The organism is Chromobacterium fluminis, assembly GCF_011602385.1.
Classification (GTDB): domain Bacteria; phylum Pseudomonadota; class Gammaproteobacteria; order Burkholderiales; family Chromobacteriaceae; genus Chromobacterium; species Chromobacterium fluminis.
On sequence record NZ_JAAOMA010000001.1, the window covers coordinates 99,792 to 115,282 of the forward strand.

General features: G+C 64.3%; 17 protein-coding genes. 4 read left to right on the forward strand and 13 right to left on the reverse strand.

Features of this window, described 5'->3' with window-relative positions:
- The first annotated feature begins 127 nt into the window (after positions 1-127).
- The 4 genes from HA052_RS00450 to HA052_RS00465 all read left to right on the forward strand — a co-directional run bounded on the left by HA052_RS00450 (position 128) and on the right by HA052_RS00465 (position 6,096).
- Complete coding sequence (locus HA052_RS00450) at positions 128-1,516, forward strand: amino acid permease (RefSeq protein WP_141111072.1); 1,389 nt, start codon at positions 128-130, stop codon at positions 1,514-1,516.
- A 247-nt stretch (positions 1,517-1,763) separates the two neighbouring features.
- Complete coding sequence (locus HA052_RS00455; RefSeq protein ID WP_166450371.1) at positions 1,764-3,536, forward strand: ABC transporter transmembrane domain-containing protein; 1,773 nt, start codon at positions 1,764-1,766, stop codon at positions 3,534-3,536.
- On the forward strand, positions 3,526-5,283 hold the full coding sequence (locus HA052_RS00460; RefSeq protein WP_166450372.1) for an ABC transporter ATP-binding protein: 1,758 nt from the start codon (positions 3,526-3,528) through the stop codon (positions 5,281-5,283). Before HA052_RS00455 ends, HA052_RS00460 begins: the two co-directional genes overlap by 11 nt.
- 18 nt (positions 5,284-5,301) lie before the next feature.
- Positions 5,302-6,096, forward strand: a complete 795-nt coding sequence (locus HA052_RS00465; protein WP_166450373.1) for a TatD family hydrolase — start codon at positions 5,302-5,304, stop codon at positions 6,094-6,096.
- Positions 6,097-6,253: 157 nt separating this feature from the next.
- Here the strand turns inward: HA052_RS00465 and HA052_RS00470 are convergent, their stop codons facing one another.
- From HA052_RS00470 to hisC, 13 genes are all read right to left on the reverse strand, one after another.
- Complete coding sequence (locus HA052_RS00470; protein ID WP_166450374.1) at positions 6,254-7,885, reverse strand: methyl-accepting chemotaxis protein; 1,632 nt, start codon at positions 7,883-7,885, stop codon at positions 6,254-6,256.
- 200 nt (positions 7,886-8,085) lie between these two features.
- Entirely contained in the window at positions 8,086-8,439 is a 354-nt protein-coding gene (locus HA052_RS00475; RefSeq protein WP_081544895.1) for a DUF2069 domain-containing protein, read from the reverse strand.
- On the reverse strand, positions 8,436-9,176 hold the full coding sequence (gene tatC, locus HA052_RS00480; protein WP_081544896.1) for a twin-arginine translocase subunit TatC: 741 nt from the start codon (positions 9,174-9,176) through the stop codon (positions 8,436-8,438). Before tatC ends, HA052_RS00475 begins: the two co-directional genes overlap by 4 nt.
- Before the next feature lie 72 nt (positions 9,177-9,248).
- Positions 9,249-9,749, reverse strand: coding sequence for a Sec-independent protein translocase protein TatB (gene tatB, locus HA052_RS00485; protein ID WP_166450375.1), 501 nt, complete (start codon positions 9,747-9,749; stop codon positions 9,249-9,251).
- A gap of 14 nt (positions 9,750-9,763) precedes the next feature.
- Complete coding sequence (gene tatA / locus HA052_RS00490) at positions 9,764-9,973, reverse strand: Sec-independent protein translocase subunit TatA (RefSeq protein ID WP_081544898.1); 210 nt, start codon at positions 9,971-9,973, stop codon at positions 9,764-9,766.
- Between the two features lie 71 nt (positions 9,974-10,044).
- On the reverse strand, positions 10,045-10,371 hold the full coding sequence (locus HA052_RS00495; RefSeq protein WP_166450376.1) for a histidine triad nucleotide-binding protein: 327 nt from the start codon (positions 10,369-10,371) through the stop codon (positions 10,045-10,047).
- Between the two features lie 22 nt (positions 10,372-10,393).
- A complete protein-coding gene (locus HA052_RS00500) occupies positions 10,394-10,720 on the reverse strand; it encodes a phosphoribosyl-ATP diphosphatase (RefSeq protein ID WP_166450377.1) in 327 nt (108 codons plus the stop codon).
- A gap of 124 nt (positions 10,721-10,844) precedes the next feature.
- The gene (hisI, locus tag HA052_RS00505) at positions 10,845-11,237 is read right to left on the reverse strand and encodes a phosphoribosyl-AMP cyclohydrolase (RefSeq protein WP_166450378.1); all 393 of its coding nucleotides are present in this window, start codon (positions 11,235-11,237) and stop codon (positions 10,845-10,847) included.
- Between the two features lie 118 nt (positions 11,238-11,355).
- Positions 11,356-12,120 carry an imidazole glycerol phosphate synthase subunit HisF gene (gene hisF / locus HA052_RS00510; protein ID WP_166450379.1) on the reverse strand — a complete coding sequence of 255 codons (765 nt, stop codon included), beginning with the start codon at positions 12,118-12,120 and terminating at the stop codon, positions 11,356-11,358.
- A gap of 168 nt (positions 12,121-12,288) precedes the next feature.
- Positions 12,289-13,029, reverse strand: coding sequence for a 1-(5-phosphoribosyl)-5-[(5-phosphoribosylamino)methylideneamino]imidazole-4-carboxamide isomerase (hisA, locus tag HA052_RS00515; protein WP_081544902.1), 741 nt, complete (start codon positions 13,027-13,029; stop codon positions 12,289-12,291).
- Between the two features lie 20 nt (positions 13,030-13,049).
- Entirely contained in the window at positions 13,050-13,691 is a 642-nt protein-coding gene (gene hisH / locus HA052_RS00520) for an imidazole glycerol phosphate synthase subunit HisH (RefSeq protein ID WP_166450514.1), read from the reverse strand.
- Between the two features lie 83 nt (positions 13,692-13,774).
- Positions 13,775-14,368, reverse strand: a complete 594-nt coding sequence (gene hisB, locus HA052_RS00525) for an imidazoleglycerol-phosphate dehydratase HisB (protein ID WP_166450380.1) — start codon at positions 14,366-14,368, stop codon at positions 13,775-13,777.
- Between the two features lie 3 nt (positions 14,369-14,371).
- Complete coding sequence (gene hisC, locus HA052_RS00530) at positions 14,372-15,442, reverse strand: histidinol-phosphate transaminase (protein WP_166450381.1); 1,071 nt, start codon at positions 15,440-15,442, stop codon at positions 14,372-14,374.
- Positions 15,443-15,491: the final 49 nt, after the last annotated feature.

Sequence of the window (15,491 nt, forward strand, 5' to 3'; positions counted from 1 at the left end):
ACGGCGCGACGGCCCCTGCCGCCGCGCTTCCACAGAGCCGCCGCCCGCGATAGCTACGCGGCCGGCGGCTCTACAGCGCAAGGGACGATAGATCCCGCAACAGCGCCATCTACAGAGGAGAAACATCATGAGCAGCTTCCAGGACATCAAAGACAGGGAACAAGGCCTGCAACGCCGGCTCACCGCCGGACAAATGAGCATGATCGCCATCGGCGGCGCCATCGGCACCGGCCTGTTCCTCGGCAGCAAGTTCGCCATCGGCTTCGCCGGACCCAGCGTGGTGCTCAGCTACGCCATTGGCGGCCTGATCACCCTGTTGCTGATGGGCTGTCTGGCGGAGATGACGGTGGCGCACGCCACCTCCGGCTCCTTCGGCGCCTACGCCGAGCACTACGTCAGCCCTCTGGCCGGCTTCCTGGTGCGCTACAGCTATTGGGCCTGCGTGGTGCTGGCGGTAGGCACCGAAATCACCGCGGTGGCCGAATACATGCGCTACTGGTTTCCAGACGCCCCGCCCTGGATCTGGATCCTGCTATTCTCCAGCGCGCTGATCGGCGTCAACGCCGCCAGCGTCAAGGCCTTCGGCACTGTGGAATACTGGTTCTCCTCCATCAAGATCTTCGCCATCATCGCCTTCATCCTGATGGGCTGCTACGTGGTGTGGGGCAGCGGCGATCCGGCTTACGGCGCGCGCAACTTCAGCGCCGATGGAGGCTTTTTCCCCAACGGGGTCTGGGGCATGTGGGTGGCGGTGGTCATTTCCATCTTCAGCTATCTGAGCGTGGAGATGATCGCGGTGGCCGCCGGCGAGGCGGAAAATCCGGAGCAGGCGGTGCGCCAGGCTTTCCGCGCCACCATCGCGCGGCTCGTGGTGTTCTACCTGCTGTCGCTGAGCCTGATCATCGCCATCGTGCCCTGGGGCCGCATCGGCGCCGGCAACAGCCCCTTCGTCACCGTGATGCAAGTGCTGAACATTCCCTACGCAGCCGGCATCCTCAACTTCGTGGTGGTGGTGGCCGCTCTGTCTGCGATGAACAGCCAGCTCTACATCACCACCCGCATGATGTTCAGCCTGTCGCGCGCCGGCGACGCGCCTATAGGGCTGGGCAAACTGAACCCGCGCGGCATTCCGGTCAACGCGCTTCTACTGTCCACCAGCGGCATCGCGCTGGCGGCGGTGCTGTACGTGCTGTTTCCGCAACAGGCGTTCACGCTGATGATTTCCTTGTCGATGTTCGGCGCCATGTTCACCTGGCTGATGATCTTCTACACGCATCTTCGCTTCCGCCGTCATCACGATCAGGCCGGCGGGCTGGATCTGCCATTCAAGATGCGCCTGTTTCCCTACAGCACGCTGACCGGACTGGTGCTGATGCTGGCGATCATGGTCACCACTATCTTTACCGAGGTCTTCCGGCTGACCCTGGTCTTCGGCCTGCCCTTCCTGCTGTTGCTGATCGTCCTCTATCACAAAGTGCGCAGACCGCGGCTGACGCCCGCGGCGCAAGCGAATTAAACCCTGTTGCGCAATCGCCAGGCCGGGTCCGCCCGGCCTGAGCCTGTACAAAGAATTGCGCGCATGAGCGGAACAAGGCGAAAGCAACCGGAAAAGCGGAATGTACCCGTGGTACATGAGCATTTCGAAACCCTTTGCAATACCGTATCGCCGCAGCGCGGCAGACCTTGAACCGGTTCTGACACCGCGATCGGATTCGGCATAGAATGTTCGACTCTATACCCAATCCGGATAGCCCGCCTCCGCCATGCCACGCCCGTCCGATCTCGCCCCCGGCACCAGCCTGTCCGCGCTGCTGCGCGGCTTCGTTCTCCGCCATTGGCCCTACTACCTACGCGCGGCGTTAATGCTGGCCGCCGTGGCGGTGCTCACTGTGCTGATTCCGCGCCAGATCGGCCAAATCGTCGACCTGCTGGCCAAGGGCGAGCTTGGCGGCCCGCAGCTGCTGCGCGAGTTGAGCTGGCTGCTGCTGTTCGGCGTGGTGATCTACTTGCTGCGCGCCGGCTGGCGGCTGCAATTGTTCGCCGCCGCCTACCAATTGGGCGTGGAATTGCGCACCCGGCTGTATCAGCGGCTAAGCCGCCAGGGGCCTGGCTTCTACCATCACCAACGCACCGGCGACCTGATGGCGCGCGCCACCAACGACATCGACGCGGTGGAGATGGCCGCCGGAGAAGCGATGCTGGCCGGCTTCGACGGCAGCCTGACCCTGGTGATGGTGCTGGCGATGATGACCTTGGGCATAGACTGGCGGCTGGCCGCCGCCGCGCTGCTGCCCTTCCCGCTAATGGCCTTCGCCTTCTGGCGCATCACCCGCCTCGTGCACCAGGCCTGGGCCGGCTCGCTGCAAAGCTTCAGCCGGCTCAACGACCACGTTCAAGAGACGCTGAGCGGGGTCCGCACCCTACGCACCCTGGGCCTGGAGGAACGCAATAGCCGCGAACTGGCCGGCCTGGCCGCTTCCGCCTCAGACAACAGCCTGGAGGCGCAGCGTTGGGAGGCGGCGTTCGAACCGGTGGTGGGGCTGACCCTGAGCACTGCCGCGGCCACCACGCTAGGCGTGGGCGGCTATCTGGTATGGCAGCAGCAGTTGACCATAGGCGCGCTGACCAGCTTCAGCATGTATCTGGGCCAGTTGATCTGGCCGATGTTCGCCGCCGGCTGGGTGTTGTCGCTGCTGGAGCGCGGCCGCGCCGGCTGGAACCGGCTGGAGCCGGTGCTGAGCGCGCCCGAGTCCGTGGACGACAGCGGCGTCAACGCGGCGGAGCCGGCCGGCGAGCTGCGCTGGCACGGCCTGGACTTCACTTATCCGGGGCAAGCGACGCCGGCGCTGCGCGCGATCGAACTGCGCCTGGGCCGCGGCCAGACCCTGGGCATCGTCGGCCCCACCGGCAGCGGAAAATCCACGCTGCTGCGCTTGCTGCTGCGCCAATATCCGCTACCGGCCGGCAGCGTCAGTTGGAACGGGACGCCGCTGGAAGAATACAAGATGGACGCCTTGCGCGCGGCGATCAGCTGGGTGCCGCAGGAATCCTTTCTGTTTTCCGCTTCGGTGGCCGACAATATCGCGCTGACGCGCCCTGACGCCTCCGAGCGCGACATCGAACGCGTAGCGCGGCTGGCCGCGGTTCACGACGATATCCTGCGCCTGGCTCAGGGCTACGCCACCCCGGTGGGTGAAAAAGGCGTGGCCTTGTCCGGCGGCCAGCGCCAGCGCCTGGCCATCGCCCGCGCCTTGCTGGCCGACGCGCCGCTGCTGCTGCTGGACGACGCCTTGTCCGCGGTGGACACCCAGACCGAGACCCAGATTCTGCAACATCTGCGCGAGGCGCGCCGCGGCCGCAGCGTGATCATCGCCAGCCACCGGCTGTCCGCGGTGGCCGACGCCGACCACATCATCGTGCTGCAACACGGCGGCATCGCCGAAGCCGGCAGCCACGAGGCGCTGCTGCAACTGAACGGCTGGTACGCCAGCCAGTGGCGCTATCAACAACTGGAGGCCAGCCTGGATGAAATCTGATCAATCCGCGATCAACCGCAGCCGGGCGGTGGCCCTGCTGCGCCAATCCGCCGCGCCGGAAAAACACCATGTGCTGTGGGGCACGTTGTGGCTGATCGCCGCCGCCCTGATGGAGGCATTGTCGCCGCTGCTGGGCAAGGTGTTCATCGACCGCTACCTGCTGCCGCGCACGCCGCAGTGGCTGGAAATGGGCCTGCTGCTGCTCTCCTGTCTGATGGCCGGCTACGCCGCCTCCAGCCTGCGCTATCTGCAACTGGTGCGCCTGTCCGGCGTGGCGATGCGCTCGGTGCAAAGACTGCGCGAGCAGGTTTACCGCCACGTGATCCGGCTGCCGATGGCCTTTTTCGACAAGGCGATCACCGGCCAACTGGTCAGCCGCGTCACCAACGACACCGAGTCGGTGAAGGCGCTGTATGTGCAGGTGCTGTTCGTGATGCTGGACAGCAGCATCGTGGTGATCGGCGTGATGGCGGCGATGGCCTGGCTGGACTGGCGGCTGATGCTGCTGGCGGCGCTGCTGCTGCCGGCGATGCTGGCCATCGTCTGGCTGTACCAGCGATGGAGCGCGCCGTCGGTGACGCGCGCCCGCGCGCTGCGCAGCGACATCAACGCCCAGATGGCAGAATCCATCTCCGGCATGAGCGTGCTGCAAGCCGCCAACGCCACCGGCCGCTTCGCCGAGCGCTTCGATCAGGCCAACCACAATTACTACCGGGCGCGGATCGCGGAACTGAGCGCCAACGCCTGGCTGCTGCGTCCGGCGCTGGACCTGCTGAAAGTGCTGTTGCTGGCCGGGGTGATCTACAGCTTCAGCCAACGTCCGCTGGGCGCGCTGCAGATCGGCGTGCTCTACGCCTTCATCAGCTATATCGGCCGCATGGTGGACCCACTGATCCAGATCACCATGCAGTTCAGCCAGCTGCAGCAAGCGGTGGTGGCGGCCGCGCGGGTGGACGCGCTGCTGCAGGAGCCGACGGCGACCGCCGGCCACGGACAGGGCCGCATTGGCCGGGGCGCGGTCAGCTTCCGCCGGGTGAGTTTCGGCTATCAGCCGGAGCGGCCGGTGCTGCCCGATCTTTCGCTGGAGATTCCGGCCGGCGGCTTCATCGGCATCGTCGGCCACACCGGCAGCGGCAAGTCCACGCTGTTGTCGCTGCTGCTGCGCTTCTACGCGCCGCAAAACGGCGAGATCCTGATCGACGACCAAGCGCTGGCAGCCTTCGACGACGCGGCCTTCCGCGACGGCGTCGGCCTGGTGCCGCAGGAGCCTTTCCTGCTGGCCGCCAGCGCGCGCGACAATATCGCCATGGGCCGGCCGCTGTCCCAGCAGCAAATCGAGGACGCCGCGCGCGCCGCCGGCGCGCACGATCTGATCCTGGCCCTGGAGCAGGGCTACGACACCGATATGGGCGAGAGCGGCTCGCGGCTGTCCAGCGGTCAGAAGCAGTTGATCGCCATCGCCCGCGCGTTGGCGGGCAAGCCGCGCATCCTGCTACTGGACGAGGCCACCTCCCACATCGACAGCGAAACCGAGCAGCTGGTGCAAAGAGCGCTGGAACAGCTGCGCGGCCAGATCACGCTGATCTCCATCGCCCACCGCTTATCCACCATCCGCGACGCCGACCGCATCATCGTGCTCAACCACGGCCAGATCGCCGAAACCGGAAGCCACGAGGAATTGATGACCATGGGCGGCATCTACCAACGGCTATACTTGCTGCAGCAATTGCAGCCCGAAGCCGGCTGAGCCGGCCGCGAATCCGCCATGCACCGTTTCCTCTCCCCGCCCGCGTCCGACGCGCTGATCGACACCCACTGCCATCTGGACGCGCCGGAGCTGGCTCCAATGCTGTCCGCCGTGCTGGAACGCGCGCGCGCCGCCAATGTCGGCCAGATCCTGGTGCCGGCGGTACGCGCGGACACCTTCGACGCGGCCGCCGCCCTACGCCGCGATCATGGCTGCTGGATAGGCTTCGGCCTGCACCCCATCTATCTGGAGCGGCATCTGGACGAGCACCTGGGAGAGCTGGAACGCGCGCTGCGCGAACAGCGACCGGAAGCGGTGGGGGAGATCGGTCTGGATTTCTATCTGCCGGAATTGGACCCGGCGCGGCAGGAGGCCTTGTTCGTCGAACAGCTGAAGCTGGCGCGCAAATACGCGCTGCCCGTGGTGCTGCATGTACGCCGCTCGGTGGACCGCGTGCTCAAGCATCTGCGCGAGCAGCGCATCGAGCTGGGCATCGCCCACGCTTTCAACGGCAGCCCGCAACAGGCGGAAGCGATGCTGCGCCAGGGCATGAAGCTGGGCTTCGGCGGCGCGATGACTTACTCCGGCTCGCAGCGCATTCGCCGGCTGGCGGCCACCCTGCCGCTGTCGGGCCTGGTGCTGGAAACCGACGCGCCGGACATCCGCCCCGAGTTCGCCCAGGGTCAGCCCAACGAGCCGGCCAATCTGGCCGCCTTCAGCGCCTTGCTGGCCGAACTGCGCGGCCTGCCGGAGCCAGAGCTGCGCCAGGCCTTGCGCCGCAACAGTCTGGACGCACTGGGCATCGCCGGCTGACATGCCCCCGTTCTCAGCACCTGTTTACGATCTCGCGAGCAAGGGCGAGGCAAGGCGTTGCGGCTGAAAAAGCGGAGTGTACATACGGTACATGAGCATTTTGAAGACGTACTCACCGTGTAACGCTCCACGACGCGCAGCAGATCGTAACAGGTTCTCAGGTACGAAAGCGCCTGAGATTGGAGTCCAGATCCACCGACAACTGCTGCAGCTCCTGCGATAGCTGGCTGGCCTGGCCAGAGGCCTTGGCGGTGCTCTCGTTCATCTGCGCCATCTGCTCCACATTGCCCGCCACCAGCTGGCTGGCGTGGCTTTGCTCCTTGATCGCGTTGGCGATGTCGGTGATGCGTTCCACCGAGTGCTGGGACAGCTGATGGATTTCACGCAGCGACTCGGCCACGCTGGAGGTGCTGCTGACGCCGCTCTCAATGCGGGCATTTGCCTGCTGCATGCTCTGGTAGGCGCGCTGGGTATCGGTCTGCACCCCTTCGATATGGGTGGATATTTCCGTCGTGGCCTGGCTGGTGCGTTCGGCCAGCTTGCGCACTTCATCGGCCACCACGGCGAAGCCGCGGCCCATCTCGCCGGCGCGCGCCGCCTCGATCGCCGCGTTCAGCGCCAGAAGATTGGTCTGTTCGGCGATGTCGCGGATCACCCGCACAATGTCGCCGATATCGCTGGAGCGCTGATTGAGCTGCCCCATCACCGTGGAGGTTTCGGTAATGCCGCTGGCGATCAGCTGGATCTCGCTAGCGGCTTTTTCCGCCAAGCCGTTGCCGCGATCCGCCTGCGCCATGGTCTGGCGCGCCTGGCCTTCGACATCGCGGGTGTTGTCCGCCACCAGATTGATGCTGACCGACATCTGCTCGATCGCCGCCGCGCCGCTGGCGGCGGACTCCGCCTGATTGGCCGCGGCGCCGGACACCTGGGAACTGACGTCCGCCATCTGACCCGAGGCGCTGGCCAATTGTGTGGCGTGGCCCTGGGCCTCCTGTACCAAGCGGCGCACGGTGCCGACCAAGGAAGCCAGCGATTCGCCGACGCTGCCCAACTCATTGCGGCCGAAGTCCGGCAGTTCCAGATTCAGATCGCAGGTTTGGGCCAACTGCTGCGCGGAGTCCCGCATCTGCAGCAAGGGCACGCGGATGGAACGGATGATGTACCAGGACACCACCAGGCTCGCCAGCAGGCCGATCGCCACCGTGGCCAGCAACTGGCTACGCACCGCGTCCGCGGAAGCGTCGATCTGACTGCGCAGCCGCGCCACCGCGTCGGAACCGCCCTTGGCCAGCTTGGCCGAGACTTCTTCCATCTGGTGGATGCTACTCTTGTATTGGCCAAACGCTTTGTTGGCGTCGCTGGTGCCGGCAAGCTCCAGCTTGTCCACCTTGGCCCCCACTGTCTTGAAACCATCCGCGTAACTGTTGAGCAGTCCGTCCAGCGCCGTCAGTTGCTGAGCGGCGTCGCCGTTCAGCGGGTGAGTGCCGGCGTTCTTGATCGCCGCATGCGCGCCCTCCAGCGTTTTGCTCCATTTCTCGCTGTACTCGGCGCGCTTGGACGCGTCGCCCATATTAATGAAATAGTCTTTCTCAAAACGCCGCAGATTGCCCATATGCTGCTGCAACTCCACCACGTCGCGGTAAAAGGCCAGCTCATGAGTGCTCACATCCTCCACCCGGCTGGAAATGCTGCCCAGCCCCATGAAGGCCAGCAGGCTGGTCACCGCCAGCGCCACCAACAACAAGGCGAAACCCAGCGTAATCCGGGCCGCAATCGACATATTCCGCATTTACACACTCCCCAACAAAACTATATTTTTTGGATTTCCGCCGATCAAGTCCGCGGTTTCGCCGCGATTGTAAACCAAGCCGTTTGCGGTTTTACCCGCATGACCCCGGCAAGTTTCACAGTCTGCGCCTCGCATGAGCGGCGAGCGCAAAAAAAGCCGTCAGCATGAGCTGACGGCTTCCTTTTCGCTTCGCGCGGGGTCTACTGCGGCTGACGCGACAACTTGAAGGTTCTGGCAAAGCCCAATACACAGACGAAGAATAGTCCGCTTAAGAAGATTTCGCCCCATGCAAGTTGCTGCGACAGGCCGCGATCAGCCCAACCGCGCATTACGCCCTCGGTGAAATAAGCCAGGATGAACATGCAGGCCCATTGATAGGTGTACAGGCGCTGACCCAGGATGCCGCGCAGCGGCAGCAGCAACACCGCCGCCTTGAGCGCCAGCAGCGAGCCGCCCGGGCGCAACGGCGCCAGCCACAGCTCCCAGGCCAGGCACAACAGGATCAGCGCGATCAGCGACGCCGACGCGCCGTAATGCCAGGCGTTTCGATTCATGAACCATCCTCCAGCAAAGGACGCTCTTTCTTGCGGCCCAGGAACACCGCCATCAGAATGCCCGCTTCGTACAATAGCCACAGCGGCACCGCCAGCAGGGTTTGCGACAACACGTCCGGCGGCGTGACGACGGCGGCCACCACGAAGGCGCCGACGATCACGTAAGGCCGGCCCTGGCGCAGTTTTTCCACCGACACCACGCCCATGCGCACCAGCAGAATCACCACCACCGGCACCTCGAAGGTGACGCCGAAGGCCATGAACATGCCCAGCACGAAGGACAGGTATTTGTCGATGTCGGTCATCATGCTGACCCCGACCGGCGTCACCGCCGACATGAAGCCGAACACCACGGGGAAGACCAGGAAGTAAGCGAAAGCCATGCCGGTGAGGAAGAGCAGCAGGCTGGCCACCACTAGGGGCAGCACCAGCCGCTTTTCGTGATGGTAGAGCCCGGGCGCGACAAAAGCCCAAATCTGGTACAGGGTATTGGGCAGCGAGATCAGGAAGGCCACCAACATGGTCACCTTGACCGGAACGAAGAACGGCGCGGTGACATCGGTGGCAATCATGTTAGCCCCCGCCGGCAGCGCGTCCAGCAATGGTTTGGCCAACAGGTGGTAGATATCCCCGGACCAATGGAACAGGCCGAGAAACACCAGCGCGACGCCGAGCAGCGCCCGCACCAGGCGGGTGCGCAACTCAAGCAGATGCGCGAGCAAGGGTTGTTCATTCATGCGCGGGATTTCCAATGGATTCAGGAACGGCCGAAGCGGGAGCCAGCCCCGTCCGGCCGGGTGCGGCCGGCCTCAACGTAGCGATGGCGTATCCGCCGGCTGGGGCGCCGGCGCCGCCGGCGGCAAGTCGTCGAATAGTTCCAGCTGGTTCTCGTCCTTGACCGGCGCCGCCTCGGCATGCGCCGCAGCCTCGACCGGAAGAGAATCCAGCAGATCCGGCTGCAAGCCGCCGTGGATGACGTTGGCCGCCTCCTCCACCGGCGCGCGCGCCTCGTCCGCCAGCGCGCGCAGTTCGGCGCCGTTCTGCTCCATCGCCTCGCGCACGCCCCTAACTTCGGAATCGAGCTGGCCTTTGAACGACTGCGCGGCATCCTCGATGTCCTGCCGCAATTCGTTCAGGCCGGTCAAGTTGGCCTGCTGCTGGATATCGGCCTTCACCGTAGCCACAAAGCGCTGGGCGCGACCCACCAACGCGCCCAGGGTGCGCGCCACCGTGGGCAGGCGCTCCGGCCCCAGCACAACCAGGGCCACCACGCCGATCAACAGGATTTCGCCAAAGCTGATTTCAAACACGCTTGGACCGCGCCTTATTTCTTGTCGGCGTCGCCGTCAATGATACGGCCGGTTTCGGCCGGCTTATCCTTGGCGGCCTTGTCGCCCTCGCTGTTCATGCCTTCCTTGAAACCTTTGACCGCGCCGCCCAGATCCTCGCCGATATTGCGCAGTTTCTTGGTGCCGAACACCAGCACCACGATCAGCAATACCACCAACCAGTGCCAGATGCTGAAAGAACCCATGATTCACTTCCTTATCAAATCGAATTAATCCGCGGAGACCGCCCGGCCGCCGCTCCAGCTCTATCGGCCAATCAGTTACTCTTATGGCCGAACACATGCACATGCAGATGGAACACTTCCTGCCCGCCGCCGCGGCCGGTGTTGATGCCGGTCTTGAAACCGCCCTCCAGGCCCTGCTCGCGCGCCAATTTGGGCGCCAGGGTCAGCATCTTGCCCAGCACCGCCTCGTGCTCCGGGCCGCAATGGGCCAGCGAATCCACGTGTTGCTTGGGAATCAGCATGAAATGCACGGGAGCGATTGGACGAATGTCGTGGAAGGCCAGCACATCGTCGTCTTCGTAGATTTTATTGGCCGGAATCTGCCCGGCCACGATTTTGCAGAAGATGCAATCTGTCATTATTGTCGGCTCTCGCTAAATCTTAAGGGGAGGGAGCGCGGGAGGCCTTTTCATCCAGGCCGGAAATACCCTCGCGCCGCTTCAACTCCATCAGCACGTCCTCGGGCCGCAGGCCATGATAGGTCAGCAACACCATGCTGTGGAACCACAGATCGGCCACTTCGCGCACCAGGTGCAGCTTGTCCTTGTCCTTGGAGGCCATCAGCGTCTCCGCCGCCTCCTCCGCCACTTTTTTCAAAATGGCGTCCTCGCCCTTATGAAACAGGGACGCCACATAGGAAGACTGGGAGCTGGCTTCGCGCCGCGCTTCCAACGTGTCCGCGATGGTTTTCAGCACATCCTGGCTCATGTCGCTATTCCTTTACGCCGCAACCCCGGCAAGTATATGTCGTTCCGATGGCAAAACGATAACAATCGGCTTGCCGGCTGCCATTCTAACGGCCAGCCGCCGCGCGGCGTTGACCGCGCGCAAGTCAGGCCTTGCCGTAGATCGCGCCCGGGTCCTTCAAGACCGCGTCCACCACTTCCCAATCTTGCCGCGCCGGATCAAAGCGGCGGTAGAAGCAGCTCTCGCGGCCGGTATGGCAGGCGATGCCGCCGGCCTGCTCGATCTGCATCACCACCACGTCGCCGTCGCAATCCAACCGCAACTCCTTGACGTTTTGCAGATGGCCGGAATCCTCGCCCTTCTTCCACAGCTTGTCGCGCGATCGGCTCCAGTAATGGGCTATGCCGGTTTCGGCAGTCAGGGCCAGGCTGTCGCGGTTCATCCACGCCACCATCAGCACCCGGCCGCTGGCGGCGTCCTGGGCGATGGCTGCGACCAGGCCCTTGTCGTCCCATTTGACTTCATCCAACCAATTCATGGCTCACCTTTATAACGCCGCGCGCCTTGGCTATGAGTAGCGGCGCGGCAAATGATTCAGCCCGGCGCCCGCTTCGCCTCAAATTAAGACGTCGGCAAGAATGTCGATCAGAAGGCGCTCACAGCCGCACTTCGATGCCGGCGTCCCGCATCGCCTGCTTGGCCTCCGCCACCGTGTGCTCGCCAAAATGGAAAATACTGGCGGCCAGCACCGCGTCGGCCTTGCCCAGTTTGACCCCGTCCACCAAGTGCTGCAGCGTGCCCACGCCGCCGGAGGCGATCACCGGGATGTCCACCGCCTCCGATACCGCGCGCGTCAGCTCCAGATTAAAGCCTATCTTGGTGCCGTCGCGATCCATGCTGGTCAGCAGGATTTCACCCGCCCCTAGTTGCTGCATCTGACACGCCCACGCCACCGCGTCGATGCCGGTACGCGTGCGGCCGCCATGGGTGAACACCTCCCAGCGGTCGTTCTCCGGCGTCACCGCCTTGGCGTCTACCGCCACCACCACGCACTGACTGCCGAAACGGTCGGCCGCCTCGCTGACCAACTGCGGGCGGGTTACCGCCGCGGTGTTGATGCTGACCTTGTCCGCGCCGGCGCTGAGCAGACGGCGGATGTCCGCCACCTCCTTCACGCCGCCGCCCACGGTCAAGGGAATGAACACCTGCTCCGCCACCGATTCGATCACGTGCAGAATGATATCGCGCTGGTCCGAGCTGGCGGTGATGTCCAGAAAGGTCAGTTCGTCCGCGCCCTGTTCGTTGTAACGGCGGGCGATTTCCACCGGATCGCCGGCGTCGCGCAGGCCCAGGAAGTTGACGCCTTTGACAACGCGGCCTGCGGTCACGTCCAGGCAAGGGATGATGCGTTTAGCAAGCATATGAGGTCCGGCAAACAGCCAACCGGCCCGGACAATGCGTACGGGCCGGCATGGCTTGATGAGTCGAGAAACAGGCTATCGGAACCTGCTCATAGTCTGCTGCGCTTCAGCGATACGGCGTTGAAAACGCCTGGCCTCGCTCTTGCTCGCGAAACTTTGAACAGGCTCTCAGTCCGACAATTCGTCGGCCAGCGTCTGCGCGGCGGCGAAATCGATGCCGCCTTCGTAGATCGCGCGGCCGGTGATCGCGCCTTCGACGCCCTCGTCCGCCACCGCGCACAAGGCGCGGATGTCGTCGAGATTGCTCAGGCCGCCGGAAGCGATGACCGGGATGGTCAGCGCCTGCGCCAGCTTGACGGTGGCGTCGATATTGACGCCGTTCATCATGCCGTCGCGGCCGATGTCGGTGTAGATCACAGAATTGACGCCGTAGTCCTGGAAGCGCTTGGCCAGATCGATCACCTTGTGGTTGGTGATCTTGGCCCAGCCGTCTATCGCCACCATGCCGTCCTTGGCGTCCAGGCCGACGATGACCTGGCCGGGGAAGGCGTCGCAGGCATCGTGCAGGAAGCCGGGGGTCTTGACCGCGGCGGTGCCTATGATCACGTAGGACAAGCCCATGTCCAGATACTTCTCTATGGTGTCCAGGTCGCGGATGCCTCCGCCCAACTGCACCGGCAATTCATCGCCGACCTCGCCCAGAATGTCGCGGATCACCGCTAGGTTCTTGGGTTTGCCGGCGAAGGCGCCGTTGAGGTCGACCAGATGCAGGCGGCGAGCGCCCTGATCGCGCCAATGGGCGGCGACTTGCACGGGGTCGTCGGAGAAAACGGTGGCGTCGTCCATCACGCCCTGTTTCAGGCGTACGCATTGACCGTCTTTCAGGTCTATCGCGGGTATGAGCAGCATGGTGCTAAATCAAACGTGAGTTAAACACTGCCATCCCAGGCCAGGAAGTTCTTCATCATCTGAAGACCGGCCCGGTGGCTCTTTTCGGTGTGGAACTGGCTTGCGAAAATGTTCCCACGACCGACAATACAGGAAAACCGTTCGGGATATTCACTTTCCGCCAGCGTCAGGGCCGCATCGGCCGGCGCAAAGTGGTAACTATGCACAAAATAGAAACGCTCGCCGTCGGCGATGCCGGCGAACAAGGGATGGACCGTTTTCTGGAACACCTGGTTCCATCCCATGTGCGGCACTTTCAAACGCTCGCCCTCGGCGTCGCGCAGCCCGGCGGCAAAGCGCGCCACCTTGCCGGGAAACAGGCCCAGGCCTTGGGTCGGTCCCTCCTCGCTTTCCTCGAACAATAGCTGCGCGCCGACGCAGATGCCAAAAAACGGCTTGCTCTTGGTGCTTTCCCTTATCGCATCGGCCAAACCGTGTTGATTCAGTTCCCGCATGCAGTCCGGCATAGCGCCCTGCCCGGGAAAGATCACTTTGTCAGCCCTGAGCACGGCCTCCGGCTCGCTGGTGAGAAAGATGTCCGCGCCGATGTCGTTGACCGCCTGCGCCGACTTGAGCACCGAATGCAGATTGCCCATGCCGTAATCCACTACTGCAACTTTAATCGCCATCCTACAAGCTCGCTTCGGGGTGTGGCGGCGCTCCGGCCAAATGCGGCCGGAGCCCTGAAAAAAACGGCGCGCCCGACTTATGCGGTCAGCGTGCCCTTGGTGGACGGCGCCTGCCCGGCCATGCGCTCGTCCGTCTCACAGGCCATGCGCAGCGCGCGGCCAAAGGCCTTGAAGATGGTCTCGGCCTGGTGATGGCTGTTGACGCCGCGCAGATTGTCTATGTGCAGCGTGACCATGCTGTGGTTGACGAAGCCATGAAAGAATTCGGAAAACAGGTCGACGTCGAACTGGCCGATGCTGGCGCGGGTGTAATCGACGTTGTACACCAAGCCCGGTCGGCCGGACAGATCGATCACCACCCGGCTCAGCGCCTCGTCCAAGGGCACGTAGGCGTGACCGTAGCGGCGAATGCCCTTTTTGTCGCCTATCGCCTTGGCGAAAGCCTGGCCCAGAGTGATGCCGATGTCTTCCACCGTGTGGTGGGCGTCGATGTGCAGATCGCCGTGGGCGACCACGTCCAGATCGATCAAGCCGTGGCGGGCGATCTGGTCCATCATGTGGTCGAGAAAGGGCACGCCGGTTTCAAAGCGGCCAGCCCCGGCGCCGTCCAGATTCAGGCTGACGGTGATCTGGGTTTCCAGGGTATTGCGGGTAACGGTTGCGGTTCTCATGACTCAGGCGAAGTAAGCGTCCAGGGCCGCCAACATGGCGTCGTTTTCCTGCGGCGCGCCCACGGTCAGCCGCAGGCATCGCTCCAGCAGCGGATGGCTGCCGTGCAGTTGTTTGATCAGGATGCCGCTGGCCTTGAAATGCTGGTACAAGGCCGGCGCGTCCGGCACCCGGATGGTGATGAAATTGGCTTCCGACGGAAAGGATGCGACGGCGGCGTGGCGCGCCAGCCCGGCCGCCAGCCGGCCGCGCTCCTCGCACAGCTCCGCGGCCTGGCGGTTAAACACCTCGATATGGCGCAGCGAGAAGCGTGCGGCGGCCTGGGTCAGCACATTGATGTTGTAGGGAGGGCGCACCTTGTCCAGCTCGCAGATCCAGGCGGCGGGGCCGGCGGCGTAGCCCAGGCGGATGCCGGCCAGGCCCAGCTTGGACAGCGTGCGCATCACGATCAGATTGTCGCGCAGGCCGGCCAGGTTCATGAAGCTGTCGCTGGCGAAAGCCTGGTAGGCTTCGTCCACCACCACCAGGCCGGGCGCGGCCTCGCAGATCGCTTCCACCTCGGCGCGGGCGAAGCGCGGGCCGGTCGGGTTGTTGGGGTAGGACACGAACACCACCGCCGGCTGATGCTCGGCGATGGCCGCCAGCGTCGCCGGCAGATCCAGGCTGAAATCGGAACGCAGCGGCACGCCGACATAGTCCAGGCCGGAGAACAGCGCGTTCATCTTGTACATCACGAAGGACGGCTCCAGCGCCAGCAGCTTGGCGCCGGGACGGGCCAGCGCCTGCGCCACCAGGGTGATCAGCTCGTCGGAACCGTTGCCCAGCAGCACTTCGGCCGGCTCCGGGATGGAAAACGCCTGCTTCAGCTGGGCTTTCAACGTGCCGCCGGACGGGTCCGGATAACGGTTGACGGCGACGTCGGCCAGCGTCCGCGCCAGTTCCTGGCGCAGCTCGGCCGGCAGCGGCCACGGATTCTCCATGGCGTCCAGTTTGATGTAGCCGTCGGCGGAGGCTACCGGGTAGGCGCTGATGGCGGCGATCTCATCGCGCACCAGTTGTCGGACGGACTTTTTCATGACTTCGCAATCGGCCTCGCGGCCAACAAGAGCCCCGCGGACGGAGCCG

What these genes read in the sequence shown, in the direction of transcription:
- HA052_RS00450 (WP_141111072.1), top strand. Translation starts at nt 128, where the DNA reads ATGAGCAGCTTCCAGGACATCAAAGACAGGGAACAAGGCCTGCAACGC.
- HA052_RS00455 (WP_166450371.1), top strand. Translation starts at nt 1,764, where the DNA reads ATGCCACGCCCGTCCGATCTCGCCCCCGGCACCAGCCTGTCCGCGCTG.
- HA052_RS00460 (WP_166450372.1), top strand. Translation starts at nt 3,526, where the DNA reads ATGAAATCTGATCAATCCGCGATCAACCGCAGCCGGGCGGTGGCCCTG.
- HA052_RS00465 (WP_166450373.1), top strand. Translation starts at nt 5,302, where the DNA reads ATGCACCGTTTCCTCTCCCCGCCCGCGTCCGACGCGCTGATCGACACC.
- HA052_RS00470 (WP_166450374.1), bottom strand. Translation starts at nt 7,885, where the DNA reads ATGCGGAATATGTCGATTGCGGCCCGGATTACGCTGGGTTTCGCCTTG.
- HA052_RS00475 (WP_081544895.1), bottom strand. Translation starts at nt 8,439, where the DNA reads ATGAATCGAAACGCCTGGCATTACGGCGCGTCGGCGTCGCTGATCGCG.
- tatC (WP_081544896.1), bottom strand. Translation starts at nt 9,176, where the DNA reads ATGAATGAACAACCCTTGCTCGCGCATCTGCTTGAGTTGCGCACCCGC.
- tatA (WP_081544898.1), bottom strand. Translation starts at nt 9,973, where the DNA reads ATGGGTTCTTTCAGCATCTGGCACTGGTTGGTGGTATTGCTGATCGTG.
- HA052_RS00495 (WP_166450376.1), bottom strand. Translation starts at nt 10,371, where the DNA reads ATGACAGATTGCATCTTCTGCAAAATCGTGGCCGGGCAGATTCCGGCC.
- HA052_RS00500 (WP_166450377.1), bottom strand. Translation starts at nt 10,720, where the DNA reads ATGAGCCAGGATGTGCTGAAAACCATCGCGGACACGTTGGAAGCGCGG.
- hisI (WP_166450378.1), bottom strand. Translation starts at nt 11,237, where the DNA reads ATGAATTGGTTGGATGAAGTCAAATGGGACGACAAGGGCCTGGTCGCA.
- hisF (WP_166450379.1), bottom strand. Translation starts at nt 12,120, where the DNA reads ATGCTTGCTAAACGCATCATCCCTTGCCTGGACGTGACCGCAGGCCGC.
- hisA (WP_081544902.1), bottom strand. Translation starts at nt 13,029, where the DNA reads ATGCTGCTCATACCCGCGATAGACCTGAAAGACGGTCAATGCGTACGC.
- hisB (WP_166450380.1), bottom strand. Translation starts at nt 14,368, where the DNA reads ATGAGAACCGCAACCGTTACCCGCAATACCCTGGAAACCCAGATCACC.
- hisC (WP_166450381.1), bottom strand. Translation starts at nt 15,442, where the DNA reads ATGAAAAAGTCCGTCCGACAACTGGTGCGCGATGAGATCGCCGCCATC.